Raw genomic sequence first — 24,592 nt, 5'->3', positions numbered from 1 at the left:
TGAACCGACCACCCGGCTGGACCTCACCCACCGGCCGCCACTACAAAAACGAACACCACGACTGGGAACCACCACAGTTACCGGGTTGGCTGCCGTCGGTGTCGACGCTTGAGGGTGTACAACATGGTGCCATGGCTGGCGCAGCCGTTCAGGACCCGGCAACGCCTCTACGGTGCCTGTGCCTGTCGGAACCGGAGATGCTTCAACAAGACTCAGGCTGGCTGGAGGCAGTCGAGGATGACATGCGTTTCGTGGACTCGCCGGAGTTCGACATGCCGGAGGCCCCCGGCGTCCCCGAGAACGAACTGCCCCAGGACCCGTTCCCTGATTGGCACCCTCTGCTGGCTTTTATGGAGTGCAGGGTCTAAGTGGCCCGGTGTTCAGGGGTGCTCAGCGCATTCATCAATCAGCGTCCCTGGTTAGGGCTGGTCCCCGGTTTGATGAACGGTTAGCGGCCTCCGAGTTGGCCGCACCCCTGGAGTGCTGCGGTAGCGGTCATTTGCTCGTGGGGCCGGTCATGTGCCTGCGCGGCGGTCATCGGGCCGCTAACGCAGGTCACCCGTCCTGGTGGCGGTAACCCGTACGAAAAGAAAAGCACCCCGGTCGATAAACCGTGGTGCTTCTCAATGGTGCCCTCGATAGGATTCGAACCTACGACCTTCTGCTCCGGAGGCAGACGCTCTATCCCCTGAGCTACGAGGGCAATCCGGGGTTCCTGCCGTTGCTGGCGGGACGTCCTAGAGCTTAGCAGTAAGGTGGCCCGCAAGGGAAAATCTGCGGCTGGCCCTTCTCGTGGTGCCGCTCAAGCAAGCCTTAGAGGCCCGCAACTCCGCCTGACATCAGTAGCCGGAAAATGAGTCCACCTGCACCCGCTTCGCCCCGGCTTGCCTGGCGGCCCGGCGCAGGGAAGCAACGCTTGCGGGGGATCCCGAAATAAAGACTTCACGCTTGGCGATATCCGGAACCAGTGTCCGCAGGGCTTCGCCGTCCAGCCGGCCGCGGTCCCAGGAGGCAATTGCCAGATCCGGCGGCGGGGCGGAACCATCCGCAGTGTAGACGAGGACCGGAATGCCAGCCGTCCGGAGTTCCTCGGCGTAGGCAACCTCGTCCGCGCTCCTGGCCAGGAGCAGGAGGACGGCATCGCGTTCCCGTAAACTCCCTGAGGACACATGTGAGAGATATGGCGTGATGCCAATACCCGCAGCCACCAGGAGTACGGGCTTCCGCGGATCGCGGGGGAGGACAAAATCCCCGCCCACGGACGTAGCCGTCACTTTATCGCCGGGCTGCAGCCCAAGGAGGACTTTCTTGGCCGCGGACACCGGCCCGGCCGTCCGCACCCCGAACCTGACCAGGCGTTCATCCGGCGAACCGGTGAGGCTGAACATTCGGCGCCTGCCCTTCCTGTCCGCCTTTACCTGCGGAAGGTCCAGTTCCATGTACTGTCCGGGTACGAAGCGAACCTTACGGGACGGTTCGAAGGAAAACTCGGTGGTGCTCGGCGTCAGCCGCCTGGTGCCGGCAAGCCGGAGTGTTACACGCCCGCGTTGACCCGCCAGGAAAGCCAGGAGATTGCCCAGCAGCAGCGCGGCCTCCGGCGAATTGGCCAGGAAGCCGAAGTTGTAGGGAACGGCAAACACCACTCCCACCACCCCAGCCAAGGCCAGTTGCTGCCACCGGCGCGGCGGCAGCGTCAGTGGCTCGGTGAGCATGAATCCCACAAAGAAGAGCAGCGGCCGTTGGGCAAATGACTGCCACAGGGCCATGCCAACTGACATTCCCGCTTCCAGCAGTTCGGCCGTAATGATGGCGGCCGCCACCAGCAGGAACACTGTTGCCATCAGGAGTTTGCGGGTGCGGTACAGGACCAGGAGGGCCCCTGGAACCAGCAGCCACAGCATGGCGGGGGTAGCTGCCCACCAGGTTGCGATGTTGAGGCCCGTGAGCCCGGTGATGAACGCTCCTGCCGCTGCGGGGTTGAAGATATGCCGGCCGCGCCAGGCAAGGGCGTATTTGGACGCCGATGCCAGGACGCACGCCAATGCAACGCCGGCAACATCGAGGGGCCCAAAGGAAGGCCAGAACAGGAAGTAGAGCAGCAACCCGGTGATCAGCGACGACTCAGTATGCGGCCGCACCCGGAACAGCGCTGCGAGCCCCCTGTTCGAGGCGTAGGTCAGGCCAAGGCACAGCCCCAGGTGCGCCAGCATCTCCGGAATGCCGAAAGCCAGCCACCCCAGGGCATCGAGCACCATGCTGTAGACGGCCAGGACCGCAAGGACCAAAAGGACCAACCGGTACATGGTGAACCGGCCGAGCACGGTATCCACGCGGGCGCCCACGGAAAGGGGCGGCCGGGCTTTAGGGGTTTCGACGGGGCTCATGTGAACAGTGTCCCTTCAAATTCACTCGAATACGCTGCACTTCCGTCTGAGAAAACCGTCAGCCAGGAGAATTCGAAGGATTGCTGGAGCTCAGGACCGGGAACGAAGAAAAGGGCTGTTGCCAGCGCATCAGCCAGCATTGCAGTTTCGGCAAGTGTCCACGTGGCCACTGCTGTCCGGACAGGCCGTCCGGTCTTTCCGTCCAGGACGTGGTGCAGCCCGTCTCCCCATGCGCGCCGGTTCGCCGCAGAAGCGCACAGTGCCCCTCCAGTTAAGGACAGCATCCCGATGGCCTGCGTCGTGTTGTAGGGGTGCTCCAGGGCCACCGGAACAGCCTCCGGACCCCTCACCAGGAGATCCCCGCTGGCATCAATAATGAAGGTGCTGACACCTGCAGCCTCCAGTTCAGTGGCCAGCAGGTCCACCAGCACGCCTTTGCCGGCAGCTCCAATGTCCAGCACCACCGGGGCCTTGGTGGTGACGGTGCTGCCCGTCCATTTTAGGGCCTCGTCCCAGGCAGGCGCCGGCAGCGGCGGGCCGGAAGGCTGCAGGGAGTAGCCGGCGCCGTAACCCAGGCGTTCCAGGCTGCCGCCGATCAGCGGGGTCATGGCGCCGCCGGTCACGTCATAAAGGCTCCGGTAAAGCAGCCCCAACGGCCCTGCTTCTGCAGGAAACTCATGACGGCCGGGCTCCCTGGCAAGAGCAGTGACAGGTGAGTCATCCCGGAAACGGGACCAGTCGGCGTCGAACCTTTCAACCAGGCGCAGGAGGGCCGCCTGCAGGGAGGGTTCCAGCTGCAGCGGCGTCGCAATTTCCCAGCGGGTGCCGATCCCGTCAAATTGGAAATCGTCCCAGCCCGCGTGCGGCATGGCCTACTGCGCCTCCGACTTGATCTGCTCCAGTGCCTGGTTGAAACCTCCACTGGTGAGGGAGGAACCGGCAACCTTGGAAACATTAAGCTCGTCAATGTTCCTTCCCACTACCTGGTCCGCGATTCCGCCCGCAAACTCGCCTTGGAACTTGCGGGTATTCGGGTTGGACGGGTGCTGTGTGATCTGCACGTCCGTCACTTTTCCGGAAGCGAGGGTCAGCTGAACGCCCACGGTCTCAGTGCCGTTGGGAGAGACATAGTTGCCGTCGGCGCTGTAGGTGCCGTCCTTGTAGCCGGAGCCGCCGCCGGCGGGCGACGATGCCTCGGCCGACGTCGTGGGAGCGGAGGTCCCGGCAGCGCTGCTGCCTGAGGACTCAGCCGGGGCGCTTTCCGTGGCTGAAGGCGCGCACCCCGCCACTGTTCCGGCCAAAGACAAGCCGGCAATTCCGGCGTAAACACTCTTGCGTACTGCGGATTTCATCACGGCACTCGTTTCGTCAGGAGACTTGGGAAAGTCAGGAAGTGGTCAGTGGCTACGTTGGTGTCAACGCCGAACACAGCGTATTGGTTCATCCTGTGTCCGCAATTATGGTTACCTGTGCAGCGGAGGCCCCTGAATTACTTGCTGTTACTGGCCCCCCGGTAGGCTAGAGGGGTGACTCCCGAAGAACTCTCCCTCGCCATATCCGCCTGCCTGAAGGACGCCGTCGCCGCCGGTGACATCGCCCTTTCCGCATCAGCTGTCCCTGATGAGGTGCGCGTGGAGCGACCGAAGAACCGGGACCACGGCGACTGGGCCACCAACATTGCCCTGCAGCTTGCCAAGCAGGCAGGCACCAACCCACGTGAATTCGCCACCATCCTCAGCGCCCGGTTGAAGACCATCAATGGCGTCTCCGCCGTGGATATTGCAGGCCCTGGGTTCCTGAACATCACCGTGGACGCAGCCACGGCCGGTGCCCTGGCAAAGGTCATTGTGGCAGCCGGACGGCAGTACGGCACCAACTCAGCGCTCGCCGGCCACACGGTGAACATGGAGTTTGTGTCCGCCAACCCCACCGGCCCCCTGCACATCGGGCACACCCGGTGGGCGGCCTTGGGTGACTCGATCGCCCGTGTGCTGCGCGCGTCAGGTGCGGAGGTCACCGCCGAGTACTACATCAACGACGCCGGCTCCCAGATGAACGTGTTTGCGCACTCCGTCTACTCACGCCTGCACGGCCTCCCGGTACCCGAGGGCGGCTACCCGGGGCAGTACATCGCTGACTTGGGCCACGAGGTGCTCACCGAGCATCCGGACATCCGGGAACTGACGGAAGTGGCAGCCCTGCCGGTCATCCGTGCCGCCGCCTACAAGGCGCAGATGAAGGACATCAAGGCCACCCTTGCGGACTTCGGCGTCGAGTTTGACGTGTTCTTCTCGGAGCAGGAACTGCACGACGCCGGCGCTATCGAAAGTGCCGTCGCCCGCCTTCGGGAGCAGGGCCACGTGTACGACGATGGCGGCGCCGTCTGGCTGCGGACCACCGACTTCGGCGACGACAAGGACCGGGTAATGATCCGCGCCAACGGCGAGCCGACCTACTTCGCCGCCGACGCGGCGTACTACCTGTCCAAGAAGGACCGCGGCTTTACCGAGAAGATCTACCTGCTCGGCGCCGATCACCACGGCTACATCAACCGGCTCAAGGCGATTGCCGCCGCCGCCGGTGATGACCCCGAGGTACACATCGAGGTACTCATCGGACAGCTGGTGTCGGTCAACGGCGCCAAGCTGTCCAAGCGCGCGGGCAACATCATTGAGCTCAAGGACCTGATCGACTGGTTGGGCAAGGACGCCGTCCGCTACTCCCTGGCCCGCTTCCCCGCCGACTCACCGCTGACCCTTGACCCGGAGCTGCTGAAGAAGCACAGCAACGAGAACCCCGTTTTCTACGTGCAGTATGCCCACGCGCGCTCCCGCGGTGCCGCCCGCAACGCGGTGGCTGCCGGGGTGGAACGAAGCGTGGATGGCAAGGACGCCTTCGATGCCTCCCTGCTGGATCACGCCACTGAGAACGAGCTGCTCTCGTACCTGGGCAGCTACCCCTCGATTGTGGCAAAGGCTGCCGAACTGCGTGAACCGCACCGCGTGGCGCGTCACCTCGAGATCATCGCGGGGGCATACCACCGCTGGTATGACGCCTGCCGTATTGCCCCCATGGGCGACGAGCCGGTAACCGACACCAACCGCACGCGGCTCTGGCTCAACGACGCCACCAGCCAGGTGCTGGCCAACGGCCTTGACCTGCTTGGTGTTTCGGCACCGGAACGGATGTGAGCACAATGTCTGTACAGGACACCAACACTGCTTCCCCCCTGGCCCCTGAATGGCTGGCTGTGCCGGCTGACCTGAACGCCCTCACCCCGCCCATGTGGGCCGGCAGCGTGCAGCGCAACGACGCCGGATCCCTCGCGGTGGGAGGTATCCCCGTGCAGGAGCTGAAGGAACAGTTTGGAACCCCGCTCTTCGTCATGGACGAAGCGGATTTCCGTGCCCGCGCCCGTGCCTTCAAAGATTCCTTCGACGCAGCCTTCGCGGACATCTGCGGAGGAGTGGACGTCTACTACGCCGGGAAGTCCTTCCTCTGCACCGCAGTCGTGAAGTGGGTGGAGGAGGAAGGCCTGCGGCTGGACACCTCATCCGGCGGCGAACTGGCTGTTGCCGCCCGTGCCGGCATCGCGGGGGAGCGGGTGGCCCTGCACGGCAACAACAAGTCCGACGGCGAGTTGAACCGTGCGCTGGACATGCGGCTGGGCCGCATTGTGGTGGACAGCCTCTCCGAACTTGTCCGCGTCGGCGACATCGCCCAGGCACGGGGTGAACACGCCAAGGTCATGCTGCGGCTCACGCCCGGGGTCCACGCCCACACCCACGAATTCATCGCCACCGCGCACGAGGACCAGAAGTTCGGCCTCTCGATGGCGGCCGACACCACCGACCAGGGCTTGTCCGCTGCGGAGGAAGCGGTGGCAGCAGCCGCCGCCCACCCCGGCATCGAACTCCTCGGCCTGCACTGCCACATCGGCTCACAGATCTTCGAACCGGATGGCTTTGCGCTGGCGGCCGAGAAGCTCCTCCGCTTCCTTGCCGCCATGCAGGAGAAGCATTTGATCAGCATGCCCGAACTGGACCTCGGCGGGGGGTACGGAATCGCCTACACCCCGGTGGACACCCCCCGCCCCGCAGCAGAAATCGCGGAGGCGATGGCCGCCGTAGTCCGTTCCACCTGCGCGGAGCTGGGCATCAAGTCCCCACGCATCTCCATCGAACCGGGCCGCGCCATCGTGGGCAGCACCACCTTTACCCTCTACGAGGTGGGCACGCTCAAGACTGTGCGCGTGGATGCACCGGGCACCTTGAACGCCAGTGATGGAGGCAACAACGTTACGTATCCGCGGCGCTATGTTTCGGTGGACGGCGGGATGAGCGACAACGCCCGCCCGGTGCTGTACGACGCGGATTACTCGGCCATTCTGGCGTCACGGACATCCCCGGCGGCTCCGCAGCTGTCCCGCGTGGTGGGCAAACATTGCGAGAGCGGCGACATAGTTGTTAGAGATGTATATCTGCCCGAGGACGTGGCAGCCGGTGATCTGCTTGCTGTACCGGGAACCGGCGCCTACTGCTGGGCCCTGTCAAGCAACTACAACTATCTGGCCCGGCCGGGCGTCGTCGCGGTGCGCGATGGATCTGCCCGGCTGATTGTCCGCGGGGAAACCGAAGAAGATCTGCTGAACCGCGACATGGGAGCCTGAAGTGACGGAATTGCGAACCCTGAAAGTAGCCCTGCTGGGCTGTGGCAACGTTGGGGCCCAGGTTGCGCGGATTCTCCTCGAGGACGCCGACACCCTTGCCGCCCGCGCAGGGGCGAAGCTGCAGCTGAGCGGCATCGCCGTGCGGAACCTCCACGCCAGGCGTGACGTGGACCTGCCGCAGGAACTCTTCACCACCGATGCCGACACCTTGGTGAAGGACGCGGACCTGGTCATCGAGCTCATGGGCGGCATCGAGCCCGCCCGCACACTGATCCTTTCGGCCCTCCGCAACGGGGCCTGTGTTGTCAGCGGCAACAAGGCGCTCCTGGCCCAGGACGGCCCCACCCTCCACGAAGAGGCTGACAAGGCGGGTGTCCAGCTTTCCTACGAGGCCGCCGTCGCCGGTGCCATCCCCATCCTGCGGCCCATCCGCGACAGCCTTGCCGGAGACCGCATCACGCGCGTCCTGGGCATCGTCAACGGCACCACCAACTTCATCCTTGACCAGATGGACACCACCGGCGCCCAGTTCGCCGACGCCCTCGCCGAGGCACAGCGGCTGGGTTATGCCGAAGCAGACCCCACCGCCGACGTCGAAGGCCACGATGCGGCCGCGAAGGCAGCCATCCTGGCCTCGCTGTCGTTCCACACCCGGTTCGCGCTGGAGAACGTCCACTGCGAAGGGATCAGTTCGGTCACTGCGGCGGACATTGCTGCCGCCAAGGACGCGGGTTTTGTCATCAAGCTGCTGGCGATCGCGGAGAAGCTTGGGGATTCCGACGGCGCCAAGGGCGTCTCCGTGCGCGTGCACCCCACGCTGCTTCCCCGCGAACACCCGCTCGCCGCCGTCCACGGCGCGTTCAACGCGGTGTTCATCGAAGCCGAGAACGCAGGCGAACTGATGTTCTACGGACAGGGAGCAGGTGGCGCCCCCACAGCATCCGCTGTCATGGGCGACCTGGTCTCGGCCGCGCGAAGCCTGGTGCTCGGCGGCCCCGGCCGCACGGAAACCACCACGGGGCACGTTCCCGCGCTGCCAATCGATGCAGCCGTCACCAGCTACTACATCGGGCTTGACGTCGCCGACCAGCCCGGTGTGCTCGCCAGAATCGCCCAGCTCTTTGCGGAGCACGGCGTGTCCATTGAAATCATGCGGCAGACCATCCACCGGGACGTGGAGTCCAACGTGGAGTCCGCCGAACTGCGGATTGTCACCCACCGTGCGTCAGAGGCTGCCCTTGCGGCCACCGTCGAGGCCGTGAAGGGCCTGGACGTCATCAATTCAGTTACATCCGTTCTGCGGGTAGAAGGAGTCTAAGTGGCTCACCAATGGCGCGGCGTCATCCGCGAATATGCTGACCGTCTGCCCGTGACGGAGTCCACGCGGGTCATCACCCTCGGTGAGGGCGGCACCCCGCTCGTGCACGCGCAGAAGCTCTCCGAGCTGACAGGTTCCGAGGTGTACCTGAAGGTGGAGGGCATGAACCCCACCGGTTCCTTCAAGGACCGCGGCATGACCATGGCCATGACCGCCGCCGTCGCCTCCGGTGCCCAGGCCGTCGTGTGCGCCTCCACCGGCAACACCTCGGCCTCCGCTGCCGCCTACGCCACGGCCGCCGGCCTGAAGTGCGCTGTCCTGGTGCCGGAGGGCAAGATCTCCATGGGCAAGCTCAGCCAGGCCATCGCCCACGGCGCCACCCTGCTCCAGGTCGACGGCAACTTCGACAACTGCCTGGACATCGCCCGGAAGCTGGGGGAGTCCTACCCGGTGTTCCTGGTCAACTCCGTCAATCCGGCGCGCATCCAGGGCCAGAAGACCGGCGCCTTCGAGATCGTCGACGCACTGGGTGATGCACCGGACATCCACGTCCTGCCCGTCGGTAATGCCGGCAACATCACCGCGTACTGGAAGGGCTACAAGGAGTACTCCGCTCCGTTTGAGTCCGAGACCGCCGGCACCCTTGCCCCGGTGGCCACCAAGACACCTGCCATGTGGGGCTTCCAGGCCGCCGGTGCAGCACCGTTCGTTGCCGGCCACCCGATCACGGAGCCGGACACCATCGCCACCGCCATCCGGATCGGCAACCCGGCCTCCTGGGACGGTGCCATCGGTGCCCGCGACGAATCCGGCGGACTCATCGATGCCGTGACCGACGAGGAAATCCTCAACGCCCACCGCTGGCTCTCTTCCCGTGAAGGTGTGTTCGTGGAGCCGGGTTCGGCCGCCGGCGTGGCGGGGCTGCTGAAGAAGCATGCCGCGGGCGAGGTCCCCTCCGGCAAGACGATTGTCATCACCGTCACCGGGCACGGACTCAAGGATCCCCAGTGGGCCCTGCGCACCGAGGACGGCAGCGACGTGCAGCCGGTCAAGGTACCCAACGACGTCGTCACCGTTGCTGCCGAACTGGGACTGGAAGCAAAGTAGCCTTGGACACCACCTCGCAGACCGCCGTTGGACTGCAACTGATCGAGGCCGGCCAGACTGTCACAGTCCGCGTGCCGGCCACCTCGGCCAACCTTGGCCCAGGCTACGACAGCCTGGGCCTGGCCCTGGCGCTCCATGACACGCTGACAGTGGAGAGCCTCGAAACGGACGAACTGCTGTTCGACCTGCGCGGTGAAGGCGCTGAAACACTCCCACGGGATGCCAGCCACCTGGTCATCCGCGCCATGGAAGCGGCGTTTGAACGTTTGGGGTTCCGCCACGGCGGCCTGAAGGTGACCGCCGACAACATCAATCCCCACGGCAGGGGCCTCGGTTCGTCCGCCTCCGCGGTGGTGGCAGCGGTCTCGGCAGCCAACGCCATGGTTCCCGCGGAGAGCCGCAGGGGACAGGACTGGATCCTTCAGCTCACCAGCGAACTGGAGGGACATCCGGACAACGTCGCTCCTGCCATTTTCGGCGGATTGGCGCTGTCCTGGCAGGACAGTGACCGGTACAGCAGCACCAGTGCCACGGTGGCCGGATCCGTGATCCCCATTGTGGCGGTTCCCGATTACGAGCTGTCCACCGAGGCGGCCCGCGCGCTGCTGCCGGCATCGGTGGGCCACCACGCTGCCGCAATGAACGCCGGCCGGGCCGCACTGCTGATCCATGCACTGACCCACAAGCCCGAGTTCCTGCTGGCAGGCACCGAGGATTACCTGCACCAGAGCTACCGGGCAGAGGCAATGCGGCCCAGCGCCGCGCTGATAGCGGCACTGCGCACGGGCGGATACGCCGCCGTCGTTTCCGGCGCCGGACCCACCGTACTGGTCCTGGCAAACGGAGAAGATGAAGCAGCTGCCGCGGTCCGCTTCATAGAGCAGTTTGTTGAAGCCAACACGCCGGATATCGGCTGGCGCGTACTGAAGCTCGCAGTGGACGTTGAAGGTGCTAAGGTGGAGGTGCACCGGCGGTAATTCCGCCTATCTGATCTGCTACTGCACCTAGTTGCGATTTGATCTCCTACTGCGCAATCTATTCCGGTGCCGCCTGCTTGGTCTGTCGCAGGAATCTGCAGTGTTCGCTGCCCCTCAAGCGTCAGCCCAGCGTCCCGCCACGGGCGGAGCGAAAGGTGAATCAGTATCCGGCCCTGCTGGCCGATATCCAACCGGCAAGGCCGAAAATCCGGCTGCAGATCTGAACTGCAGCCCAGATCAAATCATCGCGTCCAGCTCCTCGCCTGGACGCCGTCGAGGGGGAAGGATCCTTCGTGACCGAAACCACTGAGCTGTCGCCAGCTGTGGAACTATCATCTTCTGCTGCCGAACCGCCGGCCGCACCCGCCAAGAGCAGCGGCCTTGCCGGCTTGAAGCTTGCCCAGCTGCAGGCGCTTGCCAGCCAGCTCGGCATCTCCGGCGGATCCCGCATGCGGAAGGGGGACCTGGTATCGGCCATTTCCGCGCACCGCGCCGGGACTCCCATCGCCAAGGCCCCTGCAAAGGCCGCTGACAAGGCCTCTCAGAGCACCGGTGCTGGCGCTCCGGCTGCCTCCGCGTTCGCAGAAGCACCTGCCGCCGAAACCGCGGAGGCGCCCGCTGCTGAAGGAACCCGGGCCCGCGGCCGCGGCCGCAGCCGCCGCGCAGTGAGCGACGGAGTAGTGGCACCGGCCGGCGCTGAGCCTGCTGCCGCCGAAACCGCCGTTGCCGAATCCGGCACCGCCGCCCCGGTGGAAGCTCCTGCCGCGGCAGAAGCTCCCGAAGCAACCGAAAGCGCCACCGAACGCCGCCAGCCGCGCACCCGCAACCGCCGCCGGGCCGAAGCAGTTGCCGCAGCCCCGCAGGCCGCCGATGCCGCCGAGGCTCCCGCTGAGCAGGCCGACGTCGAACAGCGCACCGCTGATCCGCGCGCCGCTGAGCAGCGTGCGACAGAACAGCGCACTGAAGTTCCCGCTGAGGCAGGCGACGCCGGCCAGCGCACCGAACGCCGGGAAGGCGGCCGCGGCCGTGGCCGCGACACCCGCGACGGCGGCGACAACGGGCGTGACAACGCCGGCAGCCGTGAGGCAGGCCAGCGCGAAAGCACCCGCCGCGACGACAACCGCGACAGCGACGACGCCGACGGCGGCAGCCGCAGGAACCGCCGCAACCGGCGTGACCGGAACGACCGGAATGACCGCTCCGGCAGCCAGGACCGGGACAACAACTCCCGCAACGACCGCTTCCGCGACCGTAACGACCGCCGTCGCGGACGCGCGCAGGGACCCGACGTCGACGATGTCGAGGTCACCGACGATGACGTCCTGCTGCCGGTCGCCGGCATATTGGATGTCCTGGAGAACTACGCGTTCATCCGTACTTCCGGCTACCTGCCCGGCCCCAACGACGTCTACGTCTCCCTGGCCCAGGTCAAGAAGTACAACCTTCGCAAGGGTGACGCCGTCGTGGGCGCCATCCGCGCTCCGCGTGACGGCGAAGACCGCAGCCAGCAGTCGGCCCGCCAGAAGTTCAACGCCCTGGTCCGCGTCACTTCCGTCAACGGCAAGACCGCCGAAGAGCTCAAGGACCGTGTCGAATTCGCCAAGCTGGTGCCGCTGTATCCGTCAGAGCGCCTGCGCCTCGAGACCGACCCCAAGAAGATCGGCCCCCGCGTCATCGACCTGGTTGCCCCGATCGGCAAGGGCCAGCGCGGCCTGATCGTCTCCCCGCCGAAGGCCGGCAAGACGCTCATCCTGCAGTCCATCGCCAACGCAATCACCACCAACAACCCTGAGGTTCACCTCATGATGGTGCTGGTTGACGAACGCCCCGAAGAAGTCACGGACATGCAGCGCACGGTGAAGGGCGAGGTCATTGCCTCCACCTTCGACCGTCCCGCCGACGACCACACCACCGTGGCTGAACTTTCCATCGAACGCGCCAAGCGCCTTGTGGAAATGGGCATGGACGTGGTGGTCCTGCTGGACTCCATGACCCGCCTGGGCCGTGCCTACAACCTGGCAGCGCCGGCCTCCGGCCGCATCCTGTCCGGTGGCGTGGACTCCGCAGCCCTTTACCCGCCCAAGCGCTTCTTCGGTGCGGCCCGCAACATCGAAAACGGCGGCTCGCTCACCATCCTGGCCACCGCGCTCGTGGAGACCGGTTCCAAGATGGACGAGGTTATTTTCGAAGAGTTCAAGGGCACCGGCAACATGGAGCTTCGCCTGTCCCGCCAGCTGGCGGACAAGCGTATCTTCCCGGCCGTGGACGTTAACGCGTCCGGTACCCGCCGCGAGGAGAACCTGCTCTCGCCCGAGGAAGTCAAGATCATGTGGAAGCTGCGCCGCGTCCTCTCCGGACTCGAAACCCAGCAGAGCCTTGAACTGCTCACCAACAAGATCCGGGAAACCCAGAGCAACGTCGAGTTCCTCATGCAGGTCCAGAAGACGACGCTTGGCGCGAAGTCGGATAACGACAAATAGCTGCTCCGTGAGCCGCTGATTCTGCTGCCCCCGCCCCTACACCGGGTGGCTTGCGATTTACGATCCCAAGCCACCCGGCTTCGGCAGGCCGATGCCACTCCCGGGGCAGCAGGATCAGCGGCTCGCTCCGTTTTCCGTCACCTTCGCCGTGCGCCGCTCCCCGGCCAGCAAAATATGCGACGACGGCCGGGCGTCACCTGCCGCTGCGTGCATCACTAGACTTGTACAAGTCGAAAGAGGTTTTAAGAATGTTTGAGTCCGTACAGGGCCTGCTTGATGAGCATGACGCTATCCAGGCGCAGCTGGGGGATCCTGCTGTTTATGCTGACCAGCGGCTCGCCCGGAAGCTGGGGCGGCGGTCGGCTCAGCTCAATGGCATCGTCGAGGCCTACCACCGGTGGGAGGGGCTGCGGGACGATCTTGCCGCTGCCAAGGAGATGGCTGCAGAGGATCCTGAGTTCGCTGCCGAGGTTCCTGAGCTGGAGGCTTCGCTGGAACAGGCTGCCGCCAAACTGCGCCGCCTGCTGATTCCACGCGACCCGGACGATGCACGAAACGTGATCCTCGAGGTCAAGGGCGGTGAAGGGGGCGACGAGGCCGCCCTGTTTGCCGGCGACCTCCTGCGGATGTACACCCGTTATGCCGAGTCCCGCGGCTGGAAGACCGAAATCATCTCTGCCACCGAATCCGACCTCGGTGGTTACAAGGACGTCCAGGTGGCCGTCAAGGGCAACTCCAACGACCCCGCCGAGGGCGTGTACGCGCGGCTCAAGTTCGAAGGCGGCGTGCACCGGGTGCAGCGCGTTCCCGTCACGGAGTCGCAGGGCCGCATTCACACCTCCGCCGCCGGCGTGCTGGTCCTGCCCGAAGTGGACGAGCCCGAAGAGCTGGAGATCAACCAGAACGACCTCAAGATCGACGTTTACCGTTCGTCGGGTCCCGGTGGCCAGTCAGTGAACACCACCGACTCTGCAGTGCGAATCACCCACCTTCCCACGGGAATCGTGGTGGCCATGCAGAACGAGAAGTCCCAGCTGCAGAACCGTGAAGCGGGCATGCGCGTGCTTCGCGCCCGCATCCTGGCACACCAGCAGGAGCAGATCGACGCCGAGAACTCGGCCCAGCGGAAGTCGCAGATCCGCACCATGGACCGCTCTGAGCGGATCCGCACCTACAACTACCCCGAAAACCGCATTGCGGATCACCGTACGGGCTATAAGGCCTACAACCTGGACCAGGTGATGAACGGCGACCTGGAGCCGGTGATCCAGTCTGCCATTGAAATGGACGAACAGGCACGCCTGGACGCCCTCGGAGACTAGCCCTTTCCCGGTATGACACTCGAGCCAGGCCAGTCGCTTGCGGACGCCGTCACCCAGGCCACTGCCATCCTCCGGGACGCCGGTGTTCCAAGCCCCCGGGTGGACGCCGAGTTGCTGGCCGACCATCTCCTGAACGTCGGGCTGGGCCGCCTCAGGGCCATGATGCTGGGGGACTCGCCTGCGCCCGACGGCTACGCGGACCTGGTGGCTGAACGCGCCGGCCGCGTGCCCCTGCAGCACATCACCGGGGTGGCGCATTTCCGCTACCTCCAACTGGCGGTTGGGCCAGGCGTCTTCATTCCCCGTCCTGAAACCGAATCCGTGGTGCAACTGGTGATCGACCACGTGAAGGGCATGCCGCACCCCCGGATTGTCGATTTGGGAACGGGTTCAGGTGCGATCGCGGGGTCAATAGCCCATGAAGTACCGGGTGCAGAGGTGCATGCGGTCGAATACAGCGCCTTCGCCCACGCCTGGGCGGCGAAGAACCTGGCACCACTGGGCGTCAGGCTCGTGCTGGGGGACCTGCGGAACGCATTACCGGAGCTGAACGGAACCTTCGACGTCGTGGTGTCTAATCCGCCGTACATACCGGCCGAAGCCATCCCGAACGAACCGGAGGTGGCGCTGCATGATCCGCCGGAGGCTTTGTACGGCGGGGGAGCGGACGGCATGGAACTTCCGACGGCGGCAGCTGCCTCAGCTGGCCGGCTTCTGCGCCCCGGCGGGTACTTCGTGATAGAACACGCAGAAGTCCAGGCAGGCTGGATCGCGGCCATGCTGGCAAGGACAGGAAACTGGACTGCCGTCAGCACTCATCTGGACCTGAACGGCAAGGAGCGCGCCACCAGCGCCCTGCTCGCAGACCCGGACCATTCGGAATGAAAGAATAGGCGAGTGACCACAACCTATAACTGCAGCAGCGACGATGAGCGCGCCAAGGGACTTGAGCACGCCCAGCGTGCCATCAGCGAGAAAAAATGCGTGGTGTTTCCCACGGACACTGTTTACGGGATTGCCGCCGATGCGTTCTCGCCGCAGGCAGTGACCATGCTGCTGGTGTCCAAGGGGCGCAGCCGGACCATGCCGCCGCCCGTGCTGATTCCGCGCATCAATGCCTTGGACGGGCTCGCCACGGAGGTCTCCGCTGAGGCCCGCAAGTTGGCCGAAGCGTTCTGGCCGGGCGGCCTGACCCTGATCCTGCACGCCCAGCCGTCACTCGACTGGGACCTTGGTGAAACCAAGGGGACAGTGGCCCTCCGCATGCCGGACGACGAGATTGCCCTGGAGCTGCTGACCCTCACCGGCCCGCTGGCAGTTTCCTCCGCGAACCGTACCGGCCAAGCCCCCGGACAAACCGCCGCAGCTGCGCGGGAACAGCTCGCCGACTCCGTTGAGGTGTACCTGGAGGGCGGTCCCCGGCCAGTCGAAGGCGATGCCGGTGTACCCTCCACGATCGTTGACGCCACGGGTCCGCGCCTGCGTGTTGTCCGGAACGGGGCTGTCAGTTTGGACCAGCTCCGTGAGCATGTGCCCGGCGTCCTGGGCCTCGGTGAGATTCCCATGGCCGAAGAGGAACCGTCGGAAGAGGAACCCGCGGAAGCAGAGCTGGTGAAGGAGCCGGCTGCTGAACCGGGACCGGTGGAAGCAGCTCCGGCTGCCGAAGGAGAACCAGCCGGGGGTACGCCTGCTGCAAAATCGCCCACTGGTGCCAACCCGGCCCACTCCGGCCCGGCAGAACCCAACCCGGCTGAATCCAGGGCCGAAGGATCCGGGTCCACGGCGGACGAGGTCCAGCCGTCGGCTTCGGGTTCCTCGGCTGTGGGACCTTCAGCCTCTGCAGCCCCGGCTCGGGACACCGGATCTTGATGGCGCTGGACCGCCAGCGGATTCCGTTGCTTGAGGTTGAGGCAACCCCGCTGCGGGTCCCGGAGCTGGTGGACGAACTCAGCCGCTACATCCGGGAGGGCTCCAAGCGCACGGTTCTGGGCCACAACCTGCACAGCGTGACGCTCACGCTGTCCGATGAGGGCTTCCGTACCCTGTATCAGCAGAGTGACGTGGTCCTGCTGGACGGCGCTCCCGTGCTTTGGCTCTGGGGGAAGACCGGGAAAGCCGAAGGCCCCGTCATGGATTACCGGCTGGGCTCCACGGACTGGCTTCCGGCGCTGGACCAGGTGGAGGGACTTGAACGCATAGCCGTACTCGGGGCCGGAGCGGCGGCAAACGCCGAAGCTGTCAGGAGGCTCCAGTCGCTGGTTCCGGGCGCCCGGGTTACCGGATTTCCCGGCGAGGGCTGGAACGAGGATCTTGAGTCCAAGGCCTTGGAATGGCTGCACGTGGAGCAGCCGCAACTGGTGCTGCTCGGACTTGGGATGCCGCTCCAGGAAAAGGTGCTGCAGCGGCGCCTTGACGATTTTCCTCCCGCCGTCTATTGCGCCGTGGGTGGGGCCATCGAACAGCTGGCCGGTTTCCAGAAGCTCGCGCCGCGTTGGTTGGGCAGGCTGGGTCTTGAATGGGCCTGGCGCCTGCTGCTTCATCCGCGCCGGGTTGCCTACCGCGTGCTCGGGGAACCCTGGGTCCTGCTGTGGCTTCTGGCATCACGATGGGTTATGCGGCAACTGTCCGGGCGCAGGCGCTAGGAGCTTCAGGGCAGAAGCGCGCCGGAACTTCAGGCGCTGAAGGCTGTGCCCGGGACTGAACCGCGGAACGGCACGCCCAAACCTAGAACTTCTGGTCCTCCAGGGGCGCAAATCCCTTGCCGCGGAGCCCTGTGGTGAAGGACCGGGCCCAGTCCAGGAAGCCACCGAGGTCCCGTCGCTGCGCGAAATAGCCCACGTAGCCGCCTACATCTGCCACCAGCGACTTCATGCGGAAGTACCTGCGGATGAGGTAGCCGCGGTTCCGGTAGTAGTAGTACCGCTTGAACGCCGATTCCGGGACTATGACGTGCCAGCCCGCGCCGAAGACGTGCTGCGTCTCGGAGAATGCATGGGGGTGGGTAATGGCGGTGGTAGTCACCGTGCCGAACCTGATCCCCGCCTTGCGCAGCCGGATGGTGAAGTCCACTTCGTCGCCGCGGATGAAAAGCCGCATATCCGGCAGGCCCACCTTGAAGAAGACATCGGAGCGGATCAACGCTCCGTTGAAGAAATGCCCGTCGTTGGGAAGGAAGCCCAGCTTTTCAACTTCTGCACGATCGTGCGTGACCCTGCGGTCGAGCCGAAAGAAGAAAGAAAGCCGGTCAGGCTGCCCGGGCGCGGTGACCAGCGGAACCACCGCCTCCAGGTCGCGGGCTTCAGCCTCCCGCAGCAGCGTGGCGAGGCATTCCGGATCGGCCGGCTCGGCGTCGTCGTCCATCATCCAAATCCATCTGGCACCGCTGGCAATTGCCTTCAGCGCAGCCAGCGCAAAGCCGCCGGCGCCGCCGAGGTTCGCTTCAGAGCGGATGTAATCGACGTTTGGATGTTGTGCGGCCACACCGGCGGCGGGCGTTGTACCGCTGTCAACCAGGCAGATGGTGTCCACTTCTGCCGTCTGGGCGTTGATGGAATCGAGCAGGACAGACAGTTCCTTCGGCCGGTCGAAGGTCACGGCGGCCACTGCTATGCGGGGGTTCATGGGGGTCCTTTCAGCATGGCTGACAGGGATTTCCCCGCTCTCACTGCGCCAGTGTGGCGCGAAGCCATGTAGCTGTTGGCGCTAGTATCTTTGACTAGAGTCCACTGTAATACAGCCCTGTAAGGCACCCAGTACTGCCTGCTGCGCGCCCGGCGACGGAGAAGTTTCATTTATCGAAGAACAGATTCCCGGCCAGTGAGCCCATCGGCGAAGGACCAACTGCAAAAGCGGTTTCAGGGCTTTGGCCTTACCCCCGAAACGGCCTCCGCCCCATGATCATGTACCTGCTGATGGGGCTGACGGCCGCCGTCGTGTCCTATGCAGCCACCTGGGGCGCGCGCATCGTCGGCCACCGGCTCGAACTCCATTTGCCCATCCGCAGCCGCGATATGCACTCCATTCCCGTGTCCAGGCTCGGCGGAGTGGCGATCTTCCTTGGCGTGATGGTGGCGCTGATCGTCGCCAGCCAATCATTCTTCGTGAAGGACATCTACCGAAACAACTTCTCACCCTGGGGCGTCCTGGCCGGCGCTGCCATCATCGTCCTGGTGGGTGTTGCCGATGACCTGCTGGACATCCGCTGGTGGGTGAAACTGATCGGCCAAAGCGTTGCCGGCCTTACTGTTGCCATCTGGGGTGTGCAGATGACCATCGTGCCGTGGGTGCCGGAACCCATTTATCTTGAGAATGAGACGGTCCGGGTCCTGCTGACGGCCGGGCTGATCGTCACCACAATGAATGCGTTCAACTTCATTGACGGCCTGGACGGGCTTGCCGCAGGCGTGGCCGTCATCGGCGGAACCGCGTTTTTCTTTACCGCTTACTGGGTGCACCGCAACGCTGTCCTGCTGGATTACTCCGACCTCGCAACCCTGATCACCGCGGTCCTGGTGGGCAGTTGCCTGGGGTTCCTGCCGCACAACTGGTTTCCCTCCAAAATCTTCATGGGCGACTCGGGGGCGATGCTCATCGGGCTGCTGATGGCTTCTGCCGGCGTTGTCTCCACGGGTCAAATCACCTCAGGCCTGTACGACAGGGCCAACGGTATCTCCACAGTGATCCCCATCCTGCTTCCCTTCGCAGTCCTTTTCCTTCCGCTGCTGGACCTCGGTCTTGCCGTAGTCCGGCGCACTGCCCGGGGCCGCTCGCCCTGGTCTGCGGACCGGGGCCACCTGCACCACAAACTGCTGGACATCGGCTATTCGCACCGCACCGCCGTCATCCTTATGTACCTCTGGACCGGGATCCTGTCCTTTGGGGGACTGGCCTTTGCCATCTTCCCCTGGCAGATCGTGCTCTCTGTGGACCTCTTTGCCACCTTGGTCATGGGACTCATCACCGCGTGGCCGTACCTTGCCCGCCGGGGGGACGAGACAGCCGGCGAAACCGCGGCGTGACGTCTGTGCGGTAATATTTCTATCTCGTGTAGAATTTAGGGGCAGCCAAAACTGCCCCTCCACACCAGCCTCCTGGTGACCTGCCCTTAGTGACGATTGGGATCGAATGACCTCCAACGCCGAGTCCGGACGCGCGTCCGGCAATGGATACGTTGGCGCCTCCGGCCCTACCCGTTCCCTGTGGCTGCACCTCCTTAAGCTGAGCACGACAGCGTCCGCTGCCGGGGTGCTGCTCCTCGCCGTGGTTGCCTCTTTCCTGCAGGGCCTGGACAGTGCGCTGTCCAGCAGCTCGGGCGGACTGCTGGTGATGCTCTTCTTCGGGATCAGCCTCCTGGTAGGACACTTCGTGGGCCGCAGCAATCCCTCCGGCGCCATCGGCATGTTCGTGGCAACCTACTTCATTAAGGTCGTCGGCTTCGCGGTGGTCCTGTTCGCCGTGGGTGCTCCGCAGTGGCTGCAGGGAGGCTGGTTCGTCGCCGGCGCGGTGACGGCCGTGGCGCTGTGGCAAGCGTCAGAACTATACGGTTTCAGCAAAGCGCGCCTTCAGATCTACAACGATCCAGAAAACAAGGAAACCTCCAATGCGTGATCCGAAAAAGCCCGGCAAAGGCGGCAGCCGCAAGCCTGGCGCACGCACCTCTGCACCCGGTGTGTCAGCCGACGGAACCAACGGCGGATACAACGCCGGCATGGCCGTATTCAGCTACATCATTGGCGGAATCATCGTCTGGAGTTTGATAGGGTGGGGACTGGATTACGTGTGGGGAACGCGCTGGATCGTGCTCGCAGGCGCTCTGCTTGGAGCCGTCGGAGGTTTCTACCTTTCCCACATGCATGGCCTAACCAGTTCTCGTATAAATACTGGGGAGCGCCATGCTGCCAGCGGGCCGTCCCAGGACGGCGACACTAATGCCGAATAATTTCACAGGGGGAACAGCAGGCCTTCAGGCTGCCGGTCCCCGCCCAACGCCCAACGATGGACACTGCAGAGAGGAAACGCGTTGATCGCGCTTGCGCTCCCGGCCCAAGATTCAGGAGAGTTCACTCCTCCTGGTATTAACGAAATGCATTTGCCGGCAATCCTGCCGTGGGGTGCCGCAGAAGGATTCTCCAAGCAGATGCTGCTGGTCCTCCTCTCTGTCGTCATAATCGCCGCCTTCTTCGTGCTGGCCGCACGTAAGCAGCAGCTGGTACCCGGCAAGCTCCAGTTCGCCGGCGAAGCCGCCTACGGCTTCGTCCGCAACGGAATCGCCAAGGACATCATCGGCGGCAAGGACTTCATTAAGTACGTCCCCCTGCTGTTCAGCCTGTTCTTCTTCATCCTGGTGAACAACATCTACGGCGCCATCCCGCTGCTCCAGCTCCCGACGTTCTCGCACGTTGGCGGCGCCTACGTCCTGGCCGGCCTCGTCTACTTCACCTGGATCGCCATTGGCCTGAAGAAGAACGGTATCCGTTACTTCAAGCTCGCCACCGTGCCTTCCGGTGTCCCGTGGTTCATCCTTCCGATCGTGATCCCGATCGAGATCATCTCGAACTTCCTGGTCCGGCCTGTCACGCACAGTCTCCGACTTTTCGCCACCATGCTCGCCGGCCACCTGATCATGATGATCGCCGGCTCCGGCATCGAGTTCCTGGTCATGCAGGAGAACATCCTGCTGAAGGGCACGTCCCTCCTGGTCCTGGTCGGCGCGATCGCCCTGTACATGCTCGAAGCACTGATCATGGTCCTGCAGGCGTACGTCTTTACCCTGCTGACCGCGATCTACATTGAGGGCGCGCTCCACGCCGACAGCCACTAGGCACACCCTGCCGTACGGCCCATCGCCGGCCGGCACCCAACAGACTTCCCCTCGCGGGGATAGAGCAACCCAAACAACCTGCCACACGGGTGGCATCTTGAAAGGAAGAAAAATGGAAGGCAATCTCAACCTCGTAGGTTACGGTCTGTCCGCAATCGGCGGTGGTATCGGTGTTGGCCTCGTATTCGCTGCTTATATCAACGGTGTTGCACGCCAGCCGGAAGCACAGCGCGTGCTCCAGCCGATCGCGTTCCTCGGCCTTGCGCTGACCGAAGCCCTCGCCATCCTCGGCCTGGTCTTCGCCTTCGTTCTCTAGTCCTAGAGCGAAGCGAACTTACAGAACCGAGTAGAAAAGGACGGGTGAAACATGAATCAGCTGATCATCTCAGCCGCCACTGAGGGCGAAGTCAACCCCCTGATGCCCAACCTCTGGGAGATGGGCGTTGTCCTCGCGGGCTTTCTCATCCTCTTGTTCATCGTGGTCAAGTTTGTTGTCCCGATGTTCGAAAAGACCTTCGCCGAGCGTGCCGAGGCCATTGAAGGCGGCATCGCAAAGGCTGAAAAGGCCCAGGCTGAGGCGTCTGCTGCACTCGAAGAGTACAAGCAGCAGCTGACCGACGCCCGCGCCGAAGCCAACCGCATCCGTGAGGAAGCCCGTGCCGAAGGTGCCCAGATCCTCGCGGATCTGAAGGAGAAGGCAGCTGCAGAGTCTGCCCGCATCACTGCCCAGGCCCACGCCCAGATCGAGTCGGAGCGCCAGGCGGCTGTTGTGTCCCTGCGTTCCGAGGTGGGCACTCTGGCCACCACCCTTGCCGGGCGAATCGTTGGTGAAGCACTCAACGACGACGCACGTGCAGCCCGGGTAGTGGACCGTTTCCTGGCAGATCTGGAGACCCAGAACGCAGGTGCAGCTAAGTAATGGCAGGCGTATCGAGCGAATCGCTGGCAACAGCGCTGGCAGCGTTGGAGGCAAAGCTTCCGACGGCGTCGCTGCAGCTGGCAAAGGAACTCTTCGGAATTCTGGGAATGGTGGACAGCTCGGCTGGCTTGCGCCGCGCCCTGACTGACCCGTCCCGCAACGGTGACGAAAAGTCGGCACTGGTCAGGCAGCTGGTTGGCGGAAAAGTCTCCGCTGATGCTGCAGACATCGCAGGCGGACTGGCCAGCTCACGCTGGGCAAGTGCCCGTGATATCGGCGATGCACTCGAGACTCTTGCCGCAACGGTGGTCATTTCCGTTGCTGAAAACAAGTCGGCCGTTTCTGCCTCCGGAATCACTGGCCTGGAAGAGCTGGAGAATGACTTGTTCTCCTTCAACCAGGCTGTGGCCTCCAGCCACGAGGTACAACGTGCTCTGTCCGAACCACAGGCCAGCGCCGCCGCCAAGGCTGCGCTTGCCGAAAAGCTTGTGCCCGGGGTGAGCGAGGAAGCCAAAGTCCTCATCACCCAGGCCGTCACCCAGCCCCGCGGCATCAAGCCCACCCGGCTGGTTGAGCGGTTCGCCGAACTGGCGGCCAAGCGGCAGCAGCGCTGGATTGCAACGGTCAGCGTGACCCGTCCCCTGACGCAGACGCAGCTGGAACGCCTACAGGCGGGCTTGAATGCAATGTACGGGCGGGAACTGAAGGTCAACGTGAACGTTGACCCGGCACTCATTGGCGGCATCCGCGTCCAGGTTGGTGACGAAGTGCTCGACGCTTCGGTCATCACCAGGCTGGGCGAGCTGCAACGCCAGCTGGCCGGCTAGCCGGACAAGCACAACCCAACTGATAGAAACCCCGGTCACCGTGGACAACGGTGACCACAAAACAGGAGAGCAGGGACTGCAGATGGCCGAATTGACCATCAACGCCGACGACGTCCGTAATGCGCTGAACGAGTTCGCGGCGTCCTACGAACCCGGAAACGCAGAGCGCGTAGAGGTCGGCCGCGTAACCACCGCTAGTGACGGCATCGCCCGTGTTGAGGGCCTTCCCTCGGTCATGGCGAACGAGCTGCTTCGCTTTGAGGACGGCACCCTGGGCCTGGCCCAGAACCTCGACGTCCGTGAAATCGGCGTCATCGTCCTCGGCGACTTCACCGGCATTGAGGAAGGCCAGGAAGTGCACCGCACCGGACAGGTTCTGTCCGTACCCGTGGGCGACGCCTTCCTGGGCCGCGTCGTGGACCCGCTGGGCGTGCCCATTGACGACCTCGGCGAGATCAAGGCCGAGACCACCCGCGCACTGGAGCTCCAGGCTCCCGGCGTGACCCAGCGCAAGTCGGTGCACGAGCCGATGCAGACCGGACTCAAGGCCATCGACGCCATGATCCCGATCGGCCGCGGCCAGCGCCAGCTCATTATTGGTGACCGCCAGACCGGCAAATCCGCCATTGCCATCGACACCATCATCAACCAGAAGGCCAACTGGGCTTCGGGCGATGTCACCAAGCAGGTCCGCTGCATCTATGTGGCAATCGGGCAGAAGGCGTCGACCATTGCCGCCATCCGCCAGACCCTCGAGGACAACGGCGCTCTGGAGTACACCACCATTGTTGCTTCTCCCGCTTCCGACCCCGCCGGGTTCAAGTACCTCGCACCGTACGCCGGTTCGGCCATCGGCCAGCACTGGATGTACGGCGGCAAGCACGTGCTCATCGTGTTTGATGACCTGTCCAAGCAGGCTGAAGCGTACCGCGCCGTATCGCTGCTGCTGCGCCGTCCGCCGGGACGCGAAGCCTACCCGGGCGACGTCTTCTACCTGCACTCCCGCCTGCTGGAACGTTGTGCAAAGCTGTCCGACGAACTCGGTGCCGGCTCCATGACGGGCCTGCCGTTGATCGAGACCAAGGCGAACGACGTTTCCGCCTACATCCCGACCAACGTCATCTCGATCACCGACGGCCAGATCTTCCTCCAGTCGGACCTCTTCAACGCCAACCAGCGTCCCGCTGTGGACGTGGGCGTGTCTGTGTCCCGCGTGGGCGGTGCCGCGCAGGTGAAGTCCATGAAGAAGGTCTCCGGTACGTTGAAGCTGGACCTGGCCCAGTACCGCGACATGCAGGCATTCGCCATGTTCGCGTCCGACCTGGACGCTGCATCCCGCCAGCAGCTGACCCGTGGCGCACGCCTGATGGAACTGCTGAAGCAGGGCCAGTACTCGCCGTACCCGGTCGAGAACCAGGTTGTTTCCATCTGGGCCGGCACCAACGGCTACCTGGACGACGTTCCGGTTGAGGACATCAGCCGCTTCGAGCGCGAATTCCTGGAGCACCTGACGCACAAGTCCTCGATCCTGACCACGCTGGCCCAGACCAACGTCTTGGACGACGACACCGTGGAAGCCTTGAAGTCCGCCATCGTGGACTTCAAGAAGGGCTTCTTCGGCGAAGGTGACAACCTTCTGGTGGCCGCCGGCCACGAGGAGCATGAAGCCATCTCCGAGGGCGACGTTGACCAGGAAAAGATCGTCAGGCAGAAGCGCTAGTTCCAATGACCGGGCGTGCCGGGCCCTCCGGGTCCGGCACGCCCGGTCT

23 protein-coding genes and 1 tRNA gene are annotated in these 24,592 nt (G+C 64.4%); 19 read left to right on the top strand and 5 right to left on the bottom strand.

All coding sequences use genetic code 11. The features are described from left to right. Window positions 1-197: 197 nt before the first annotated feature. Entirely contained in the window at window positions 198-368 is a 171-nt protein-coding gene (locus FDW84_RS19330; RefSeq protein WP_171046760.1) for a hypothetical protein, read from the top strand. 259 nt (window positions 369-627) lie between these two features. On the opposite strand, the gene FDW84_RS11825 is transcribed toward FDW84_RS19330, so the two are convergent. From FDW84_RS11825 to FDW84_RS11810, 4 genes are all read right to left on the bottom strand, one after another. Then, a tRNA-Arg gene (locus tag FDW84_RS11825) sits at window positions 628-703 on the bottom strand. A 136-nt stretch (window positions 704-839) separates the two neighbouring features. Next, window positions 840-2,384 (bottom strand): ferredoxin--NADP reductase, encoded by a 1,545-nt coding sequence (locus FDW84_RS11820; protein WP_138609659.1) that lies wholly within the window; start codon window positions 2,382-2,384, stop codon window positions 840-842. Then, window positions 2,381-3,253, bottom strand: coding sequence for an FAD:protein FMN transferase (locus FDW84_RS11815; protein WP_138609657.1), 873 nt, complete (start codon window positions 3,251-3,253; stop codon window positions 2,381-2,383). Before FDW84_RS11815 ends, FDW84_RS11820 begins: the two co-directional genes overlap by 4 nt. A gap of 3 nt (window positions 3,254-3,256) precedes the next feature. Next, entirely contained in the window at window positions 3,257-3,736 is a 480-nt protein-coding gene (locus FDW84_RS11810; protein ID WP_138609655.1) for an FMN-binding protein, read from the bottom strand. A gap of 174 nt (window positions 3,737-3,910) precedes the next feature. Here FDW84_RS11810 and argS point away from each other — a divergent pair, with 174 nt between their 5' ends. From argS to FDW84_RS11760, 10 genes are all read left to right on the top strand, one after another. After that, entirely contained in the window at window positions 3,911-5,575 is a 1,665-nt protein-coding gene (argS, locus tag FDW84_RS11805; protein WP_138609653.1) for an arginine--tRNA ligase, read from the top strand. Between the two features lie 5 nt (window positions 5,576-5,580). Beyond that, window positions 5,581-7,053: a diaminopimelate decarboxylase gene (gene lysA, locus FDW84_RS11800; RefSeq protein ID WP_138609651.1), complete on the top strand. Its 1,473-nt coding sequence runs from the start codon at window positions 5,581-5,583 to the stop codon at window positions 7,051-7,053. A 1-nt stretch (window position 7,054) separates the two neighbouring features. Then, window positions 7,055-8,371 (top strand): homoserine dehydrogenase, encoded by a 1,317-nt coding sequence (locus FDW84_RS11795; protein WP_138609649.1) that lies wholly within the window; start codon window positions 7,055-7,057, stop codon window positions 8,369-8,371. Beyond that, window positions 8,372-9,478 (top strand): threonine synthase, encoded by a 1,107-nt coding sequence (gene thrC / locus FDW84_RS11790; protein WP_138609646.1) that lies wholly within the window; start codon window positions 8,372-8,374, stop codon window positions 9,476-9,478. 2 nt (window positions 9,479-9,480) lie between these two features. Next, window positions 9,481-10,455, top strand: a complete 975-nt coding sequence (gene thrB, locus FDW84_RS11785) for a homoserine kinase (RefSeq protein ID WP_138609644.1) — start codon at window positions 9,481-9,483, stop codon at window positions 10,453-10,455. 293 nt (window positions 10,456-10,748) lie between these two features. Further along, entirely contained in the window at window positions 10,749-12,935 is a 2,187-nt protein-coding gene (gene rho, locus FDW84_RS11780) for a transcription termination factor Rho (RefSeq protein ID WP_138609642.1), read from the top strand. A 248-nt stretch (window positions 12,936-13,183) separates the two neighbouring features. Further along, window positions 13,184-14,257 carry a peptide chain release factor 1 gene (gene prfA, locus FDW84_RS11775; protein WP_138609640.1) on the top strand — a complete coding sequence of 358 codons (1,074 nt, stop codon included), beginning with the start codon at window positions 13,184-13,186 and terminating at the stop codon, window positions 14,255-14,257. 12 nt (window positions 14,258-14,269) lie between these two features. Further along, the gene (gene prmC / locus FDW84_RS11770; protein ID WP_138609637.1) at window positions 14,270-15,142 is read left to right on the top strand and encodes a peptide chain release factor N(5)-glutamine methyltransferase; all 873 of its coding nucleotides are present in this window, start codon (window positions 14,270-14,272) and stop codon (window positions 15,140-15,142) included. Window positions 15,143-15,154: 12 nt separating this feature from the next. Further along, entirely contained in the window at window positions 15,155-16,126 is a 972-nt protein-coding gene (locus tag FDW84_RS11765; RefSeq protein ID WP_138609635.1) for an L-threonylcarbamoyladenylate synthase, read from the top strand. Continuing rightward, window positions 16,126-16,899: a WecB/TagA/CpsF family glycosyltransferase gene (locus FDW84_RS11760; RefSeq protein WP_138609633.1), complete on the top strand. Its 774-nt coding sequence runs from the start codon at window positions 16,126-16,128 to the stop codon at window positions 16,897-16,899. Before FDW84_RS11765 ends, FDW84_RS11760 begins: the two co-directional genes overlap by 1 nt. Before the next feature lie 82 nt (window positions 16,900-16,981). Here the strand turns inward: FDW84_RS11760 and FDW84_RS11755 are convergent, their stop codons facing one another. Beyond that, entirely contained in the window at window positions 16,982-17,878 is an 897-nt protein-coding gene (locus FDW84_RS11755) for a glycosyltransferase (protein WP_138609631.1), read from the bottom strand. A 272-nt stretch (window positions 17,879-18,150) separates the two neighbouring features. Here FDW84_RS11755 and FDW84_RS11750 point away from each other — a divergent pair, with 272 nt between their 5' ends. The 8 genes from FDW84_RS11750 to atpA all read left to right on the top strand — a co-directional run bounded on the left by FDW84_RS11750 (window position 18,151) and on the right by atpA (window position 24,543). Next, a complete protein-coding gene (locus FDW84_RS11750; RefSeq protein WP_138609629.1) occupies window positions 18,151-19,275 on the top strand; it encodes an MraY family glycosyltransferase in 1,125 nt (374 codons plus the stop codon). 106 nt (window positions 19,276-19,381) lie between these two features. Next, window positions 19,382-19,864, top strand: a complete 483-nt coding sequence (locus tag FDW84_RS11745; protein WP_138609627.1) for a hypothetical protein — start codon at window positions 19,382-19,384, stop codon at window positions 19,862-19,864. Further along, window positions 19,857-20,195, top strand: a complete 339-nt coding sequence (locus FDW84_RS11740) for an AtpZ/AtpI family protein (protein WP_138609625.1) — start codon at window positions 19,857-19,859, stop codon at window positions 20,193-20,195. The genes FDW84_RS11745 and FDW84_RS11740 overlap by 8 nt, the downstream gene beginning before the upstream one ends. Window positions 20,196-20,276: 81 nt before the next feature. Next, window positions 20,277-21,077, top strand: coding sequence for a F0F1 ATP synthase subunit A (atpB, locus tag FDW84_RS11735; RefSeq protein ID WP_138609623.1), 801 nt, complete (start codon window positions 20,277-20,279; stop codon window positions 21,075-21,077). A 112-nt stretch (window positions 21,078-21,189) separates the two neighbouring features. Continuing rightward, the gene (atpE, locus tag FDW84_RS11730; RefSeq protein WP_009356484.1) at window positions 21,190-21,393 is read left to right on the top strand and encodes an ATP synthase F0 subunit C; all 204 of its coding nucleotides are present in this window, start codon (window positions 21,190-21,192) and stop codon (window positions 21,391-21,393) included. Window positions 21,394-21,444: 51 nt separating this feature from the next. Then, window positions 21,445-21,996 (top strand): F0F1 ATP synthase subunit B, encoded by a 552-nt coding sequence (locus tag FDW84_RS11725; protein WP_138132328.1) that lies wholly within the window; start codon window positions 21,445-21,447, stop codon window positions 21,994-21,996. Continuing rightward, window positions 21,996-22,823: a F0F1 ATP synthase subunit delta gene (locus FDW84_RS11720; RefSeq protein WP_138609621.1), complete on the top strand. Its 828-nt coding sequence runs from the start codon at window positions 21,996-21,998 to the stop codon at window positions 22,821-22,823. The genes FDW84_RS11725 and FDW84_RS11720 overlap by 1 nt, the downstream gene beginning before the upstream one ends. Window positions 22,824-22,905: 82 nt before the next feature. After that, window positions 22,906-24,543 carry a F0F1 ATP synthase subunit alpha gene (gene atpA, locus FDW84_RS11715; protein ID WP_138609619.1) on the top strand — a complete coding sequence of 546 codons (1,638 nt, stop codon included), beginning with the start codon at window positions 22,906-22,908 and terminating at the stop codon, window positions 24,541-24,543. The last annotated feature ends 49 nt before the right edge of the window (window positions 24,544-24,592 follow it).

Source organism: Pseudarthrobacter sp. NamE5 (genome assembly GCF_005796225.1).
In the GTDB taxonomy this organism is placed as follows: Bacteria; Actinomycetota; Actinomycetes; order Actinomycetales; family Micrococcaceae; genus Arthrobacter.
Note: the sequence above shows the minus strand (reverse complement) of the source record. Positions and strands in the feature narration are given on the sequence as shown.